This window comes from Kitasatospora sp. NPDC054768, assembly GCF_053612025.1.
Map to the genome: position 1 here is coordinate 1 of NZ_JBSHBN010000079.1, position 15,811 is coordinate 15,811.

At 71.9% G+C, this 15,811-nt stretch carries 11 protein-coding genes and 1 tRNA gene; 8 read left to right on the plus strand and 4 right to left on the minus strand.

Translation table 11 applies throughout. The features are described from left to right. Positions 1 to 265 precede the first annotated feature (265 nt). Both ACWGKU_RS22890 and ACWGKU_RS22895 read left to right on the plus strand, forming a co-directional pair. Positions 266 to 844, plus strand: a complete 579-nt coding sequence (locus ACWGKU_RS22890; RefSeq protein ID WP_359914478.1) for a TerD family protein — start codon at positions 266 to 268, stop codon at positions 842 to 844. A 147-nt stretch (positions 845 to 991) separates the two neighbouring features. After that, on the plus strand, positions 992 to 2,086 hold the full coding sequence (locus tag ACWGKU_RS22895) for a DUF475 domain-containing protein (protein ID WP_380549982.1): 1,095 nt from the start codon (positions 992 to 994) through the stop codon (positions 2,084 to 2,086). Between the two features lie 89 nt (positions 2,087 to 2,175). Here the strand turns inward: ACWGKU_RS22895 and ACWGKU_RS22900 are convergent, their stop codons facing one another. Further along, positions 2,176 to 3,339, minus strand: a complete 1,164-nt coding sequence (locus ACWGKU_RS22900) for a DUF2637 domain-containing protein (protein WP_387689635.1) — start codon at positions 3,337 to 3,339, stop codon at positions 2,176 to 2,178. A 340-nt stretch (positions 3,340 to 3,679) separates the two neighbouring features. Here ACWGKU_RS22900 and ACWGKU_RS22905 point away from each other — a divergent pair, with 340 nt between their 5' ends. Next, a complete protein-coding gene (locus tag ACWGKU_RS22905; RefSeq protein ID WP_380549977.1) occupies positions 3,680 to 4,420 on the plus strand; it encodes a Tellurium resistance in 741 nt (246 codons plus the stop codon). A gap of 108 nt (positions 4,421 to 4,528) precedes the next feature. Here the strand turns inward: ACWGKU_RS22905 and ACWGKU_RS22910 are convergent, their stop codons facing one another. Continuing rightward, entirely contained in the window at positions 4,529 to 5,710 is a 1,182-nt protein-coding gene (locus ACWGKU_RS22910; RefSeq protein ID WP_452179301.1) for a TerD family protein, read from the minus strand. Between the two features lie 356 nt (positions 5,711 to 6,066). Here ACWGKU_RS22910 and ACWGKU_RS22915 point away from each other — a divergent pair, with 356 nt between their 5' ends. The 3 genes from ACWGKU_RS22915 (at position 6,067) to ACWGKU_RS22925 (ending at position 10,945) form a co-directional block, all read left to right on the plus strand. Further along, entirely contained in the window at positions 6,067 to 7,314 is a 1,248-nt protein-coding gene (locus tag ACWGKU_RS22915; RefSeq protein ID WP_452179302.1) for an HpcH/HpaI aldolase/citrate lyase family protein, read from the plus strand. A gap of 170 nt (positions 7,315 to 7,484) precedes the next feature. Beyond that, a complete protein-coding gene (locus ACWGKU_RS22920) occupies positions 7,485 to 10,112 on the plus strand; it encodes a phosphoribosyltransferase (protein WP_452179303.1) in 2,628 nt (875 codons plus the stop codon). Further along, positions 10,112 to 10,945 (plus strand): HAD family hydrolase, encoded by an 834-nt coding sequence (locus tag ACWGKU_RS22925; protein WP_452179304.1) that lies wholly within the window; start codon positions 10,112 to 10,114, stop codon positions 10,943 to 10,945. The genes ACWGKU_RS22920 and ACWGKU_RS22925 overlap by 1 nt, the downstream gene beginning before the upstream one ends. A gap of 16 nt (positions 10,946 to 10,961) precedes the next feature. Here the strand turns inward: ACWGKU_RS22925 and ACWGKU_RS22930 are convergent, their stop codons facing one another. Together ACWGKU_RS22930 and ACWGKU_RS22935 are read right to left on the minus strand one after the other, a co-directional pair. After that, positions 10,962 to 11,180: an FmdB family zinc ribbon protein gene (locus ACWGKU_RS22930; protein WP_452179305.1), complete on the minus strand. Its 219-nt coding sequence runs from the start codon at positions 11,178 to 11,180 to the stop codon at positions 10,962 to 10,964. A 112-nt stretch (positions 11,181 to 11,292) separates the two neighbouring features. Next, positions 11,293 to 12,702, minus strand: a complete 1,410-nt coding sequence (locus tag ACWGKU_RS22935; protein WP_380353456.1) for a coiled-coil domain-containing protein — start codon at positions 12,700 to 12,702, stop codon at positions 11,293 to 11,295. A 172-nt stretch (positions 12,703 to 12,874) separates the two neighbouring features. Between ACWGKU_RS22935 and ACWGKU_RS22940 the strand changes: the two genes are divergently transcribed. Next, a tRNA-Val gene (locus ACWGKU_RS22940) sits at positions 12,875 to 12,949 on the plus strand. Between the two features lie 223 nt (positions 12,950 to 13,172). Further along, a complete protein-coding gene (locus tag ACWGKU_RS22945; RefSeq protein ID WP_452179306.1) occupies positions 13,173 to 15,755 on the plus strand; it encodes a tetratricopeptide repeat protein in 2,583 nt (860 codons plus the stop codon). Positions 15,756 to 15,811 lie beyond the last annotated feature (56 nt).

Here is a 15,811-nt window from a genome sequence, read left to right on the forward strand (position 1 = left end):
TTTAACTTTTCGCTGCCGTGTTGGCCCAACGCTTCGCCCCCCCCGCGGGCGGGGGGGGGGGGGGGCGGCGCGCGGTGCCGGGGGGCCCCCCGCCCCCCCCGGGGGCGGGGCCCCGCCCCGGCTTCGTCCGGCCCGGTGCCGCGGCGGTTCCTCGCACTGCGAGGATGTGAGTTCAGGAAGTTCAGCCGACCAGAACCGGTCGGCCGGGGCCGCGGGGGACTACACCTGGAAGGCGCCCCGGGAGAAGCAAGGGAGGAAGAACGTCATGGTGGTCACGCTCGCCAAGGGTGGCAACGTCTCGCTCACCAAGGCCGCGCCGAACCTGACACAGGTCCAGATCGGCCTCGGCTGGTCCGCCCGTTCGACCACGGGCGCCCCGTTCGACCTCGACGCGAGCGCCCTGATCTGCGGTGGCGGGCGAGTGCTCGGTGACGAGTACTTCGTCTTCTACAACAACCTCAAGAGCCCCGAGGGCTCGGTGGAGCACCAGGGCGACAACCTCACCGGCGGCGACGAAACGGGTGACGACGAGGTGGTCCTGGTCAGCCTGGACCTCGTCCCGGCACAGGCCGACAAGGTGATCTTCGCGGTCTCGATCTACGAGGCCGAGGCGCGGCTCCAGAACTTCGGTCAGGTCCGCAACGCCTACATCCGGGTCGTCAACTCGGTCGACGGCCAGGAGATCGCCCGCTACGACCTGTCCGAGGACGCGTCCAGCGAGACCGCGATGATCTTCGGTGAGCTGTACCGCTACGCGGGCGAGTGGAAGTTCCGCGCAGTGGGCCAGGGGTACGCCTCCGGCCTGCGTGGCATCGCGCTCGACTTCGGCGTGAACGTACAGTAAAGGCGGAAATCGGACTTGTCGCACCCGACCCGATCATGAGAACAGAGGGCAGTGCGGGGGTGACCTGACCGGGCCGGGCCCGGTCAGGACGTCTCGGGGACGAGGCCGCCCCCGGCACGGCCAGAACCCGAAAGGTAGCCAACTCCCGTGTTCCTCCGCACATTCGGCTGGTCGTTCGCGATCACCGCCATCGGCCTGATCGCGGCCGGACTGCTCTGGGGAGCCCAAGGCTTCGGCATCGTGCTGATCCTCTCCATCCTGGAGATCTCCCTGTCGTTCGACAACGCGGTGGTCAACGCCACGGTGTTGAAGCGGATGAACCCGTACTGGCAGAAGATCTTCCTGACCGTCGGTGTCCTCATCGCGGTCTTCGGCATGCGCCTGGTCTTCCCGCTGCTGGTCGTCGGCCTCACCGCGAAGCTCAGCCCCGCGACGGTCATCGACCTCGCGCTGCACTCCGAGAAGACCTACGAGGGCCTCACCTACGGCCAGTACCTGGAAGCGGCCAACCCGGCCATCGCGGCCTTCGGCGGCGTCTTCCTGCTGATGATCTTCCTCGACTTCATCTTCGAGGAGAAGGACTACAACTGGCTGGCCTGGATCGAGCGCCCGCTGGAGAAGGTCGGCAAGCTGGAGGCCTTCTCCACCGTCGTCGCCCTGGTCGCCCTGCTGCTCGCCTCCAACTTCTTCGCCGGGGAGCACGCGGAAACCGTTCTGCTCGCCGGTGTCCTCGGCCTGGTCACCTACCTCGCCGTCAACGGCCTCTCCTCGATCTTCGAGTCGGGGCTGGAGGCCGAGGAGGAGCGCGAGGAGGAGGCGGAGAAGGCCGGCAAGTCGATCGTCCAGGTCGGCGGCAAGGCCGCGTTCTTCCTCTTCCTCTACCTGGAGGTCCTGGACGCCTCGTTCTCCTTCGACGGCGTGGTCGGCGCGTTCGCCATCTCCAGTGACATCTTCCAGATCACCCTGGGCCTCGGCATCGGCGCGATGTACATCCGCTCGCTGACCGTCTTCCTGGTCCGCAAGGGCACCCTGGACGACTACGTCTACCTGGAGCACGGCGCGCACTACGCGATCGGCGCGCTGGCGGCGATCCTGCTGATCGGGATCAAGTACCACATCCCGGAGATCGTCACCGGGCTGATCGGCGTCGCCTTCATCGGGCTGGCGCTCGGCTCGTCGATCCTGCGCAACCGGCGCGAGGGCGCGGACGAGGAACCGGAGCTGGTCGGCACCGGAAAGTAGTCCGCAGGGCAAGCGAAACGGCCGCCTCCGGGATTTCCCGGGGGCGGCCGTTCCTCGTGGTCCGCGGTCGTGGCCGCAGGGTGCCGGGGTCAGCCGAGCTGCTGCTCGATCGCGCGCAGCTTGCGCTCCAGCGAGTCCAGCTTCGGCATCGACAGGGTGTCGTCGTCGGCCGTCAGGTCGATGGCCGAGCCGCTGCGGGACGACCCGGTGCCGGAGGAGGACGACGAGTACGAGGACGAGGAGTAGGAGGAGGACGAGTAGGACGAGGACGAGTACGAGGAGCCGACGGCGGCGCGGGGGCGGCGGCCGGCGTCCAGGGCGGCCGGCTCCGGCGAGTCGCCGGACAGGAGCGAGGCCGAGGTCGAGGTGGTGGCGTCGGATCCCGCGGCTAGGGCAGGCTCCGTAGCGCTCGGGCCGTCTCCGGCAGCCGTGAGGGCGGGAACCTGGCGGCCGCCGCGGGTCCGGGCGAGCATGCCGCCCTGCCGGGAGATGGCCTTCAGCTCGGCCCGCTCGCGGCGGTCGGCCGTACGGGCGCGGGCCTTGGCGTCCAGCTTCGCCTGGCGCTCCTCGCGCACCTCGTCGACCGCCTCGTCCAGGCTGCGGACGTTCTCCAGCAGCATCAGCGACCAGGCCGCGTAGGTCTCGCGCGGGGCGCGCAGCCAGCGGACGATGCGGATCTGCGGCAGCGGGCGCGGCACCAGGCCCTGCTCGCGCAGCGCGGCCTTGCGGGTCTGCTTCAGCGCCCGGTCGAACAGGATCGCCGCCGAGATCGACATGCCGGAGAAGAACTGCGGGGCGCCGTCGTGCGACACGCCGCGCGGGGCGTGCACCCAGTTGAACCAGGCCGAGGCGATCGCGAACACCCAGACCAGCAGGCGCGAACCGAGCGCGGCGTCACCGTGGCTGGCCTCGCGGACGGCGAGCACCGAGCAGAACATCGCGGCGCCGTCCAGACCGAACGGGACGAGGTACTCCCAGCCGCCGGACAGACCCAGGTTCTCCTTGCCGAAGCCGACCAGGCCGTGGAAGGAGAGGGCGGCCGCGACACCGGCGCAGCAGAACAGCAGCGTGTACGAGGAGATGCCGTAGATCATCTCCTTGCGCCGACGGCGCTCCTCGCTGCGCTCCCAGGAGTCGCCGGACTCGTCCTTCTTCGAGCTCTTGAATCGCAGCGTCGCCATCAGGACGGCGACGAACAGCAGGGCTGCGCCGCCGACGACGGTCCAGACCAGCTGTATGGAGGTCAGGTTCATTGCGGGTCGGGCCTCGGGTTTCCGCAGGGGACAGGATCACAGCGCGACACAGGCGGTCAGGGCCCGCCGAGCGGGAGCTGCCTGACGGTTCGTTCGTCGCCGCACGACGGGCCCGCCGCGCCCGCGCAGGGGCGGACGGGACACCTGTGCGGCTAGACGATATCGCGTCCGAAGGGGCGGCATGCTACGGGAGGGCGGCTTCCTCCCGCCAATCGACCCGCCGGTCGGGCCCGGTTGGGTAGAGGAGGGGGCGGACTGGGTATCCGACGGCCGGGCCGATGCCCGATCATTGGTCGGCGGACCGTCAGAACGCCTGACGGGAGCAGGGGGAGAGGACTGCATGGTCTCGATCTGGGAGTACCTGCGCGGGGACAAGAGCTACACCTTCGACAACCCCGGCGGTCAGCACAAGGTCATACTCACCAAGTCGGCCCCGCAGCACGCGATCACCGGGTCGGCCGCCACCACCGGCTACCTCTACGTCAACCTGCACTGGACGATGAGCGCCGGAGGCGCCGCCCGGCCGAGCACCCGGGAGTCCGTGAAGCGGTTCCTCAGCCCGCGGATCCTGCGGCCGCAGGACCCGGACTCGCCGCAGGGCACCGAGCCGACGAACGTCGACCTCGACCTGGCCTGCATGTACGAGCTCTCGGACGGGAGCACCGGCGTGGTGCAGCCGCTTGGCGGGCTCTTCGGAGACCTCCAGAACGCGCCGTACATCAAGCTCAGCGGCGACGACCAGTACGGGGCGCCGTCCGGCGAGACGATGTACGTCAACCTGGAGAAGAAGGACAAGTTCAAGCGGCTGCTGATCTTCGTCTACATCTACGACGGCACGCCGGCCTTCGAGCAGTCGCACGCGGTGGTCACGATCGTGCCGCAGACCGGGCCGCGGATCGAGATCAAGCTGGAGGAGCGGGCCCGGGCGGCGCGCTCCTGCGCGGTGGTGCTGATCGAGAACTCGGGGGACAACCAGCTGACGGTGCGCCGCGAGGTGCGGTACGTCAACGGGTTCCAGGCGGACATCGACCGGCTGTACGGCTTCGGGATGCAGTGGCAGCGCGGGTACAAGAGCGACTGACGGCGGTCGGCGGTCGGCGGTTCCATCGCGGTTCCATGGCAGTTCCATGGTGGGGCCGGGCCCGGGTCTCGGCAGGGCCGGGGCTGTCGGGCGGCCCCGCCGGGGACGTCAGCGGGGCTGGAACTGCGGGCCCTGCGGGGGCAGCGCGAACTCCTCGCCGGTGGAGGCCGGGGGCTGGGCCGTCGGCGGCTGCGGCGGGACGGGCGGCTGCTGGCCGGTGCCGGGCTGCGGGTAGCCGTAGCCGGCGGGGCGCTGCTGCTGCGGGACGGGCTGGTTCGGCTGGGGATAGCCGTAACCGCCCGGCTGCTGCTGGTAGGGCTGCTGGCCGGTGCCCGGCTGCGGGTAGCCGTAGCCGCCGGCGGGCTGCTGCTGGGGGTGGCCGTACGCCGGGCCGGTCTGCTGGGGGTAGCCGTAGCCGGTGCCGGGCTGGTGGCCCGGGGGTGCGGTGGGCGGCGGGGGCATGGTCGGCGGGGCCGCGGGCGGTGGCGGGGTCGCCGGTGCGGGCGAGGCGCTCGCGGCGGCGGTGGCCGGGGCCGGGGCGGTGGCCGGCGGCTGGGTGGGCGGCTGGGTCGGGGCGGGCGGCTGGGCCGGCGGCGACTGCGGGACGGCCGGGGCCAGCGTGAAGGTGCCCGGCTCGGGGGTGGTCGAGCGCGGGTCCGGCATCGCGGTGCTGCGCGGGTCGAGAGTGCCGAACGGCGTGGTGGACACGGGCACCTGGGCGGGCACCTGGTCGGCCTCCGCCTCGTCGTCCACCATGATGCCGAAGTCGGTGGCGAGACCGATCAGCCCGGAGGTGTAGCCCTGGCCGATCGCCCGGAACTTCCAGGACCCGGACCGGCGGTACAGCTCGCCGGCGACCAGGGCGGTGACGTTCTCGGCGTCGTCGATCTCGAACTCGGCGAGCGCGGGCACGCCCTCGCCGGCCGTGGCGTCGAAGAGCAGCAGGCGCAGCCCCGGCACCGCGCGGAACGGTCCGCCCTCGGAGGAGCCGGCCAGCACCACCCGGTCCACCTCGGCGGGCAGCTTGCCCAGCTCGACCTCGATCGTGTCGATGATCTCGGCGCCGCCGGAGGTCTGCTGCTTGGGCAGGTGGCGGACCAGGCCGGAGGGGTGGCGGGGCTGGTTGTAGAAGACGAAGTCGGCGTCCGAGCGGACCTTGCCGGAGGCGCCGAGCAGCAGCGCCGACGCGTCCACGTCCGGCGCACCGGGCGTGGCGCTCCAGCGCAGCACGGCGCGGACCGCCGCCGCCGGCAGTGCGATGTTGGCGCCCTTGGCCATCACGTGCGTCATAGCCGACCATCCTGCCTGTTCGCCACCCCTTCGGACAACGTGACCGGACCGGTCCGTGCCGGGTCGGACTTTGCCAAGACTTGCGCTTTCCGAGGTTTGCCGCCGTCGTTTCCGGGGTTCGTCGCCGTTCCGCCCATGATCGTCCAAGTGGACCGGGATGTTCCGGGAGTTCAGTGCCGGGGAACCGGGACCGGCCGGATCCCGTCCGTACGATGGGCGGTCGAAAGGTCCCCGGGGTTTCGACGCAGGGGCGCCCGGCGGAGGCGCCCCGGGAACCAAGGCGCCCGGTCGGCCGGTTGACCAGGGTGTCGTCGGCAACCGGTCAGGGGCCGGTCCACTTCCTGGAGGAGAGCACCTTGCGCCATTTCGGCCACCTCGCCGAGGACGTACGCGGCCGGCTCTTCCTGGAACAGCCGCGCCCGTTCGACGTGCGGAGCGAGCCGACGGTGCTCGCCACCGCCCTCGGCGGCACCCTCTACAGCCCGGCCACCCGGCCCGCCCTGGCCGCCGACATCCGCAAACTCGCTGGTCGGGGCGTGGTGTCGATGGTGCTCTGCCTGGAGGACGCGATCGCCGACCACGAGGTGGACGCGGGCGAGCGGAACCTGGTCGAGCAACTGAATGACCTGGTCAAGGATTTCACCTCCTGTACACAGGGCCATCCCCTGCTCTTCATCAGGGTCCGCACCGCCACCCAGATCCTCGACCTGGCCCGGCGCCTCGGACCGGCCGTCGAACTGCTGAGCGGCTTCGTACTGCCGAAGTTCACCCCCGAGAACGGTGGCGAGTACCTGGCCGCGCTGGCCGCCGCCGAGGCCGCGACCGGGCGGCGGCTGTTCGCCATGCCCGTCCTGGAGTCACCCGAACTCGCCCACCTGGAGACCAGGCGGGACCAGCTCTTCGGCATCGCCGACCTGCTCGCCGGCCACCGCGAGCGGGTGCTCGCCGTCCGGCTCGGTGTCACCGACCTCTGCTCCGCGTACGGCCTGCGGCGCTCGCCCGACCTCACCGCGTACGACGTGGCGCTGGTCGCGTCGGTGATCGGGGACGTGGTCAACGTGCTCGGCCGGGCGGACGGCACCGGGTACACCGTCACCGGACCGGTCTGGGAGTACTTCCCGGTGCAGGAGCGGATGTTCAAGCCGCAGTTGCGCCGGACCCCGTTCGCCGGGGCGTCCGTCTCCGCCGCGGCCGGGGCTGCGGCCGGGGCTGTCGGGGTTGCCGGGACTGCCGGGGCACTGCGGGCCTCCGGGGAGGAGGTCCGCCGACGGATCATCGAACACGACCTGGACGGGCTGATCCGGGAGGTCGAACTCGACCGGGCCAACGGCCTGCTCGGCAAGACCTGCATCCACCCCAGCCATGTGCCGGCCGTGCACGCCCTCTCCGTGGTCACGCACGAGGAGTACTGCGACGCCCGAGACATCCTCCGGCAGGAGCAGGACGGCGGCGGGGTACTTCGCTCGGCGTACACCAACAAGATGAACGAGGCCCGGCCGCACCGGGCCTGGGCGGAGCGGGTGCTGCTGCGGGCGGAGGTGTTCGGGGTGGCCCGGGAGGACGTGAGCTTCGCGGAACTGCTGTCGGCCTGCCTGTGCGGCTGACTGTTTCCGCGACCGAACCCGAGCCGTTCCCTCCGGTTCCCCCGGCGGGGATATGACGGATCCGTGAGCGGCGGGCACCGACGCACCAACGCACCAACGCACCAACGCACCGACGTACCGACGTACCAGCGCACGAACGCACGAACGCACCATCGAAGGCAGGACCAGCAGTGACAGCAACACCGCAGACGTGGACCGGCCGTTGGGTCGCCGACCGGGCCGGGATCGCGCTGACCGGATCCGAGCGCCTCCCCGAACTCGTCGGCCTGGCGCTGCGCTCGGGGAACCCCAAGCGCGCCCACCTGCTGGTCTCCAACGTGCTCGGCAAGCACGTGCCGCAGCGGCCCTCGGTGGTCCACGGCACCGGGCTCGAACTCGGCCGCCGGGTCCGCGAACTGCTCGGCGCCGCGGCCACCGCGCGCGCCGTCGTGCTCGGCTACGCGGAGACGGCCACCGGCCTCGGCCACAGCGTCGCCGACGGCCTGGACGCCCCCTACCTGCACTCCACCCGCCGACCGGTGCCCGGCCTGGCCCCGGTCGGCGGCTTCGAGGAGGAGCACTCGCACGCCACCTCGCACCTGTTGCTCCCCGCCGACCCCGCACTCCTCGCCGGGGACGGGCCGCTGGTGCTGGTGGACGACGAGTTCTCCACCGGCCGCACGGTGCTCAACACCATCCGCGACCTGCACGCCCGCCACCCCCGCGGCCACTACGTGGTGGTCGCCCTGGTGGACCTGCGCTCCGCGGCCGACCGGCGCCGGCTCGACGAGGCCGCCGCCGAACTCGGCGTCCGGCTGGACCTGGTGGCCACCGCGAGCGGGACCGTCGAGCTGCCCGAGGACGTCGTGGCCCGGGCCGAGCGGCTGATCGCCGGGGCGGCACCGGAGGAAGCGCCACCGGCGGCCCCCGCGGCGCCGCTGGCCCGGATCGCGCTGGACTGGCCCGCCGGACTCCCGGACGGCGGCCGGCACGGCTTCACCGCCCGCGACCGCGCCCGGCTGGACGCCGCCCTGCCCCGACTCGCCGGACAGCTGGCCGAGGCCCTGCCCGCAGGGGCACGGCGGGTGCTGGTGCTCGGCTTCGAGGAGCTGATGTACGCGCCGCTGCGCCTGGCCGGCGCCCTCGACGAACGGCTCGGCGGCAACCGCGTCCGGTTCTCCACCACCACCCGCTCGCCCGTCCTGGCGGTGGACGACCCCGGCTACGCCATCCGCACCAGGCTCGCCTTCCCCGCCCACGACGACCCGCAGGACGGTGGCTCGCCCGAGCGCTACGCGTACAACGTCGCCCCCGGCAGCGACCCGGCGCGGCGCTTCGACGCGGTGGTGCTGGTGGTGGACGACATGGCCGACACCCCGGCGCTGCACGAGGGCGAGCGGGCGCTGCTCGGCCAGCTGCGGCAGGTGACCGACCGGGTGGTGCTCGCCGTGCTGCCCTCGCACCGGCCGGCGGCCGGGGGTGCCGCTTCGCCGGCTGGGCCTGCTGCGCCGTCCATTTCGCCGTCGCCGTCGCCGTCGCCGTCGCCGTCGCCGTCGCCGTCGCTGCCCGTGCCGCTGCCCGTGCCGCTGTACGGGCCGGCGTTCTCCTCGTACCCGGCCGAGGAGGTGGCCTGGCTCCTCAAGGACCTCTCCGGGGTCGCGCTCGAAGCCCCCACCGAGGAGCGCGAGGAGGCAGTCCAGAATGGCGGCGCGCACTACGCCGAGTCGCTGCCGGTCGAGTACCAGCCCAGCCCCGAGTACCAGGAGCTGTTCCAGCAGGCACTGCGCGGCTCCGCCGGCCGGATCGCGCTCGCCGTCGGCACCGTCGCCGAGACGCTGCTGCGCGAGCGCGGCCCCGGGCTGGTGCTCGCCTCGCTGGCCCGCGCCGGCACGCCCGTCGGCATCCTGGTCCGGCGCTGGCTGGCCTTCGCGCACGGCCTGTCCGTCCCGCACTACGCGGTCTCGATCGTGCGCGGCCGCGGCATCGACCCGGTCGCGCTGCGGTACCTGGCGGCCCACCACCGCGCGCAGGACGTGGTGTTCGTCGACGGCTGGACCGGCAAGGGCGCGATCACCCGCGAACTGGCCGGCGCGCTGGCCGGCACCGACTTCGACCCGGACCTCGCGGTGCTGGCCGACCCGGGCCGCTGCGTTCGGACGTACGGCACCCGGGACGACTTCCTGATCCCGTCCGCCTGCCTCAACTCCACCGTCTCCGGGCTGGTCTCGCGCACCGTGCTGCGGGCCGGGCTGATCGGGCCGGACGACTTCCACGGCGCCAAGCACTACGCCGAACTGGCCGGGAGCGACGTCTCGGCGGCCTTCCTGGACGCGGTGGCCGCCCGCTTCGGCGAGGTCCGTGCCGCGGTGGCCGAGGGCGCCGGCCGGCTCGCCGACGACCCGCAGCGGGCGCCCGACTGGGCCGGCTGGGCCGCGGTCGAGCGGATCAGCGCCGAGTACGGCATCGACAACGTCAACCTGGTCAAGCCCGGCGTCGGCGAGACGACGCGGGTGCTGCTGCGGCGCGTCCCCTGGCGGATCCTCGCCCGGCGCGGCGCCGGCGCGGACCTCGACCACGTCCGGCTGCTCGCCGCCCAGCGCGGAGTCGAGGTCGAGGAGGTGGACGGCCTGCCGTACACCTGCGTCGGCCTGATCCACCCCCGCTACAGCCGCGGGGCGACCGGGGGCGACGGGCGTGCCGTGACCGACGGGCACCCCGGCACCGACGTGCGCCCCGGCGCCGACGGGAGTGCCGTGACCGACCGGCGTGCCTTCACCGATGGGCGCGTCGCGACCGAGACTACGGGGAGGGATTCCTGATGGGTGTTCTGGTGGCCAGCGACCTCGACCGGACGCTGATCTACTCCGAACGGGCCATGGCCCTGGCCGAGCCCGACCGGCTCGCGCCGCGGCTGCTCTGCGTCGAGGTGTACCAGGGGCGGCCGCTGTCCTTCATGACCGAGCGGGCCGCCGGGCTGCTCGCCGACCTCGCCCGGGAGGTCTGCTTCGTCCCGGCCACCACCCGGACACCGGAGCAGTACGGGCGGGTCAACCTGCCCGGCCCGACGCCGGACTGGGTCCCCGCCTACGCGATCTGCGCCAACGGCGGGCAGCTGCTGGTGGACGGCGTGCCGGACCGCGACTGGCGGGCCGAGATCACCACGCGGATCGCGGCCGGCTCGGCCCCGCTGGAGGAGGTGACCCGGCGGCTCGCCCTCTGCGCCGACCCGGAGTGGACGCACAAGCGGCGGGTCGCCGACGAACTGTTCGCCTACCTGGTGGTCGAGCGCGCCGCGCTGCCGGAGGGGTGGCTCGACGAGCTGACCGGCTGGTGCGCCGAACGCGGCTGGACGGTCTCCCTGCAGGGGCGCAAGGTGTACGCGGTGCCCGCGCCGCTCACCAAGAGCGCCGCGCTGGCCGAGGTCGTCCGGCGCGCCGGCGCCGACACGGTGCTGGCGGCCGGGGACTCACTGCTCGACGCGGACCTGCTGCTCGCGGCGGACGCGGGCTGGCGCCCGGGACACGGCGAACTCGCCGACAGCGGCTGGACGGCCCCCGGCGTCACCGCCCTGACGGAGGTGGGGGTGACGGCGGGGGAGGAGATCGTCAGGCGGTTCCTCGCCGGAACGTCCGCCCTGCCGGTCGGGGTCTGACCGGGACCGGCCCCGGTCAGCCGCAGCAACCGCCCCCGCAGCAACCGCCCCCGCCCCCGGCGGCGGGGGCCTGCTGGGCGGCGGCCGCGCCGCCCGTGACGGCGACGGTGGACAGCAGCTTCACGGTGTCCTCGTGGCTCTGCGGGCAGACGGCGGGGTCGTTGGCCTGGGCCATCGGGCGGCGGAGCTCGAAGGTGGCGCCGCAGGAGCGGCAGCGGAAGTCGTAGCGTGGCATACCGGCAGCGTACCCAGCGGGGGTGGCTGCCGGGAGCCCTGTTCCGGTGCCGTCGGTGCCGCCGGTGCCGTCGGTGCCGTCGGTGTTCCCGGTCCTACCGGCCTTCCCGGTCCTACCGGTGACCGCCGAGGTCCCCGCGGATCAGCTCGATCACCCGCGCCGCCGTGTCCCGCACGCCCGCGAGCTCGGTCAGGAAGTGCCAGTAGTCGGGGTGCCGGCCCGCCGCCTCCAGCGCGGCCACCGCGCGGTCCAGCCGGGCCACCGCCTCGTCCAGCGGGGCGGCGTGCCGCGGGTCCGGCGCGCTGCGCCCGGCCATCGCCAGCCGCTGCGCGTCCCGGATCGCGAAGCGGGCACGCTCGATCTCCCGGTTGGGGTCGTGCTGCACCTCGTTCAGCTGCCGCAGCCGGTCGTTCACCGCGGACACCGAGCCGTCGGCGGTCTCCAGCAGCGCGCGGACCGTCCCGATCGCGGCGGTGGCGTCCGCCCAGCGCTGCTCGTCCCGCGCCCGGGCGGCCTCGGCGAGCTTGCGCTCGGCGGCGCGGCCGGTCTCCGCGACCTGGTCCGACACCCGCTGGAGGTCCTGCCAGCAGGCGGTGCTGAACCGGCGGCGCAACTCGCTCAGAGCGGGCTCGACCGTCGCGGCCTTGGTCTCCAGCGCCTGGATGCGGGTCCGCAGACTCGCCACCCGCCGGTCGATCTCCCGCGCCCGCTCCGGCAACTGCCCGGCGTCGGCGGCGATCGCCTCGGCGCGGTGCTTCACGTCGTCCGCGCGCCGCAGGGTGTCCGCGACCCCGTGCCGGGCCGGGCCCTCGTTCAGCCGGCCGAGCTCGGGCGCCAGTTCGGCCAGCCGGGCCGCCAGGTCGTCCGCCCGCAGGCCTGCGCCGCGCGCCTCGTCCAGCGCGGTGGTGGCCGCGAGCAGCGCGCGCTTGGCCTGCTCGACCGCCGGGGTGACCCGCATCAGCTGCTGCTCGGCGTGCTGGACGGTCGGCTGGAGACGGCGCAGGAAGTCGTTCAGCTCCGCCCTGGCCGAGCCCAGCTGGCCCTTCACATCCTCCAACTGGCGCTTGGCCTGCGCGGCCGTGCCCGCGTCCAGGGTCTCGCTGTCCAGGTTGTGGGCGTCGAGCGCGGCGAGGTAGTTCACGGTGACCTGGTCGACCCGGCCGGAGATCGCCGCCAGGTCGGCCAGCGCGCGCTGCGCCGCCTGGCCCTCCTCCGCCGCGCGGACCGTCTCCACCGCGAGCTGCACCTCGCGCTGGGTCTCCTCCAGCTCGTAGAACGCCTCCTGGGCCGCCGCCCGGGCCTCCCGGGCCTGTGCTCGTCCGCCCTCACCGCCGCCGCGCCGGCCCCACCAGCCGCCGGTCCCCGCCGAGGCCAGCCCGACCGCCCCCAGCGCACCCGCCAGCACCACCGGCAACACCAACGCGTCGGCCAGCGCACTCCCCGCCCGACGCCGCCCCCGCCCGCTCCCGCCGGCCACCGTCACTGCGCGCTCCCTGCTCCGACCCGCTGATCCGGCCTCCATTCTCCCCGATCCCCCCACCGGCCCGGCACCCCCTCCCACCCCATCCACCTCACGGCCCCGCACCCCGCCGCACCCCCGCCCACCCGCCACCCCACCGGACACCCGACCCACACCACCTCCCGGGACCAGGTACCCTAGGCACTCGTCGTACGCCCACCGGGCATGCGGCAGGGGGCGCGTAGCTCAGTGGTAGAGCGCTGCTCTTACAAAGCAGATGTCGGCGGTTCGAAACCGTCCGCGCCCACCACCCCAAGGGCCGGTCCGGGAGGTACACACCTCCCGGACCGGCCCTCGGCCGTTGCCGGTGTGCCGGTTGGTACACCGAGGGCGGCGCCACCCCACGGACTCGACGATTCCCGGCTGTCCGGTGAACCCATAGGTGTGAACGAAGGAAAATCCTCCGGCCTCCTTTCGGTCGGCACGCTACCGTGCTGGGTGGTCACATCGGGTGGCGAGGAAGTCGGGGCGCGGTGAGGGTTACTCAGACCAGGCGGATCGAGCGGGCCGGCGTCAATGCGCTTCGCATGCTGCTGGAAGAGCACGATCAGATCGTTCAGGAGATCGACGGGGGGAACGACTACGGGGAAGACCTTTTGGTGATGCTCACCGAAGGCGGGTACCGGACTGGTGTCTGTGTGGCGATCCAGGTCAAGAGCGGGCAGAAGTACAAGCGGTCGAACGGTTACGCGATTCCCGTCGACGGTCATGTCGAAGACTGGCGCAACAGCATCATCCCGGTATTCGGCGTGGTGTACGACGTCGATTCGAGGAAGCTATTCTGGGTCAATATCAGCAGGGTGCTTCAGGAGGATTTCGACCCGCCTTCCTGGATTCCGCTTGGGACCACTCGGAAGCTTTCCGGTACAACGGTCGCGGATTTTCTGAGCGAGGTCCACGAGTATGCGCGCTCCGTAAGATCCAGAGGGGGAACGAAGTCGATCCTCCAGGCCCGTCCTGTCCGCGGGGCGGTGCGTTCTCCGGCGAACTGGTTCGTGGGCCGTGAGGAGCACTCCGCTCTGCTCCGGCAGATCCTGACCGGTGCAGCGGACCGGAGGCTGCTCTTGACGGGGATGGCCGGAGTGGGCAAGACCTCCCTTGTCGACAACGTCCTCGGAGACCTGTCAGTTCGGGAGGCGTACCCGGGGGGCCTGGTCTTCGTCGACATGAACGGGTTCACCGGTGACCGCCGCACCATGGGGCGTCCCGAGGACGCGTATGCCCCCGTGCTCTCGGCGTTGGGAGTCCCGGCGGCGGAGCTGCCGGTCGAGGTCGGGTTGCTGCCCTCCTACTACCACGACTTCCTCGACCGGCGTGCCGCAGAGGGAAATCCGGTGCTTCTGGTGTTCGACAACGTGGCCCAGCTCTCGCAGGTCGCGGAGCTGGTCCCGAGAGCCGATGCGCACGGGCTGGTGATCACCTCGCGTATGCGCATTGGGATCATGGACGGTGTCGAGTGTGTACCCCTGGGCTGCATGACAGTCGAGGAGTCCGATGCGCTCTTCCGGAGGATCCTTACGCCGAGCCGGTGGGCCGACGCGGGCGAGGAGCGCGAGCGGCTCTGGGAACTCTGCGGCCGGCTCCCGCTGGCGATGCGGATTTCGGCGGCCATCCTGAAGGAGGACCCGACCCTGGGAGTCTCTGGCCTGGTCGAGGAACTGGCGGAGGCCAGGACCCGGCTGGATGTCCTGCGATACGGCGACACGGCCGTCCGAGCCGCATTGGAAGTCTCGTTCCGGCACCTCGACGAAGACTTGAAGGAGCCGTTCTGCAGGCTCTCCGTCAACCCCACCCCGCAGGTGTCCGAGGAGATCGCGAGCGTCCTGATCGGGGTTCCGGTGGCGAGGGTCCGAACGGTGCTCCGGCGGATCGGGCAGGCCAGCCTGCTGTCCCGTGACTCCTCGGAGCGGTGGGTACTGCACGATCTCGTCTATCTGTTCAGTTCGGAGAAGTCCAACGAACTCATGGTCAGGTCCCGACATCGCGAACTCTTCGGAGAGCTTGCGAGGCGGTACTACGAGATCTCCGAGGAGGCCGATAGGGCGCTGCGCAGCACCCACCGCGACGGAACCGGGCGTTTCGATTCCATCAGCGGGGCGCTTGACTGGTTCGATACGGAACACATGAACCTGAAGGGGGCGGCGTTGCGGGCGACCAGCGAAGACCTGCCCGAGGACGCGTACTTCATCTTCATGCAACTGGTGCTCTTCTTCGACATACGGGGACGTGCGGCCGATATGTTCCAGTGTGCGACAGCGGCGTTCGAGGCTGCCAGAGCGTGCGGGAACGTCGAATGGCAGGTCCGTGCCCTGAACAACCTCGGACTGTGTCTGACGGCCCGGAGGGAGTTCGACGACGCGATCAGGAAGTTGACGAAGGCGGTTGCGATAGCCGAACGGATCGGCTTCCTGGAAGGTCAGTGCGACGCCAACACCAGCCTGGGCGCTGCCGTGCGCCAGCGTCGGAGCCCGGCTGCCGCGATCCCGGTCCTTCTTGAGTCGGTCCGGCTGGCCAAGCGCACGGGCAGCCCGGTGAAGATCGGTGCCGCCCTTACCAATCTCGGCACGGCGTTTCGGGAATCCGGGAGACTGAAGGACGCTGGCGAAGCGTTGGCCGAGTCCATTCTCTTTCACAAGGCATCCGGAGACCTTCGGAAGGAAGCCTCGGCGCACGGCGGGCTGGCTCTGGTTTTCAACGATTCCGGTCGCTTCGAGTCGGCGCTGGGCAGCTATCGGGACTCCCTGACCGCTTACCAGGAGGTCCAGGACGAGTTCGGGGTGGCTCTCGCCCACCTGAACCTGGGGGCCACATATCTGCACATGGGTGATCTGCGCAGAGCGACCGAGGCCCTGGAGTACGCTCGCGCCCGCTTCGAGGAGATGAGTGATGACTTCCATCTGGCGAGCGTGCTGGCCAACCTCGGCAATGTGCGGAAGCTGGCGGGTGACGTCTCTGGATCAGCGGTCCACTACCGGGCGTCACGGGGGATCTTCGAGCGGATCGGCGCGCCTGATCGGGTCCGGTTGGTCGATTCCCTGCTAGCGAAGCTGGACTGAGGCACCGTCCTGTAGGTGTCGGTGCCCGTTGGGGACGGTTCGGCCGCGCAGGCAGG

Coding starts and splice junctions, on each gene's coding strand:
- ACWGKU_RS22900 (WP_387689635.1), bottom strand. CDS start 3,339: ATGAACCTGACCTCCATACAGCTGGTCTGGACCGTCGTCGGCGGCGCA.
- ACWGKU_RS22905 (WP_380549977.1), top strand. CDS start 3,680: ATGGTCTCGATCTGGGAGTACCTGCGCGGGGACAAGAGCTACACCTTC.
- ACWGKU_RS22910 (WP_452179301.1), bottom strand. CDS start 5,710: ATGACGCACGTGATGGCCAAGGGCGCCAACATCGCACTGCCGGCGGCG.
- ACWGKU_RS22890 (WP_359914478.1), top strand. CDS start 266: ATGGTGGTCACGCTCGCCAAGGGTGGCAACGTCTCGCTCACCAAGGCC.
- ACWGKU_RS22930 (WP_452179305.1), bottom strand. CDS start 11,180: ATGCCACGCTACGACTTCCGCTGCCGCTCCTGCGGCGCCACCTTCGAG.
- ACWGKU_RS22925 (WP_452179304.1), top strand. CDS start 10,112: ATGGGTGTTCTGGTGGCCAGCGACCTCGACCGGACGCTGATCTACTCC.
- ACWGKU_RS22935 (WP_380353456.1), bottom strand. CDS start 12,702: ATGGAGGCCGGATCAGCGGGTCGGAGCAGGGAGCGCGCAGTGACGGTG.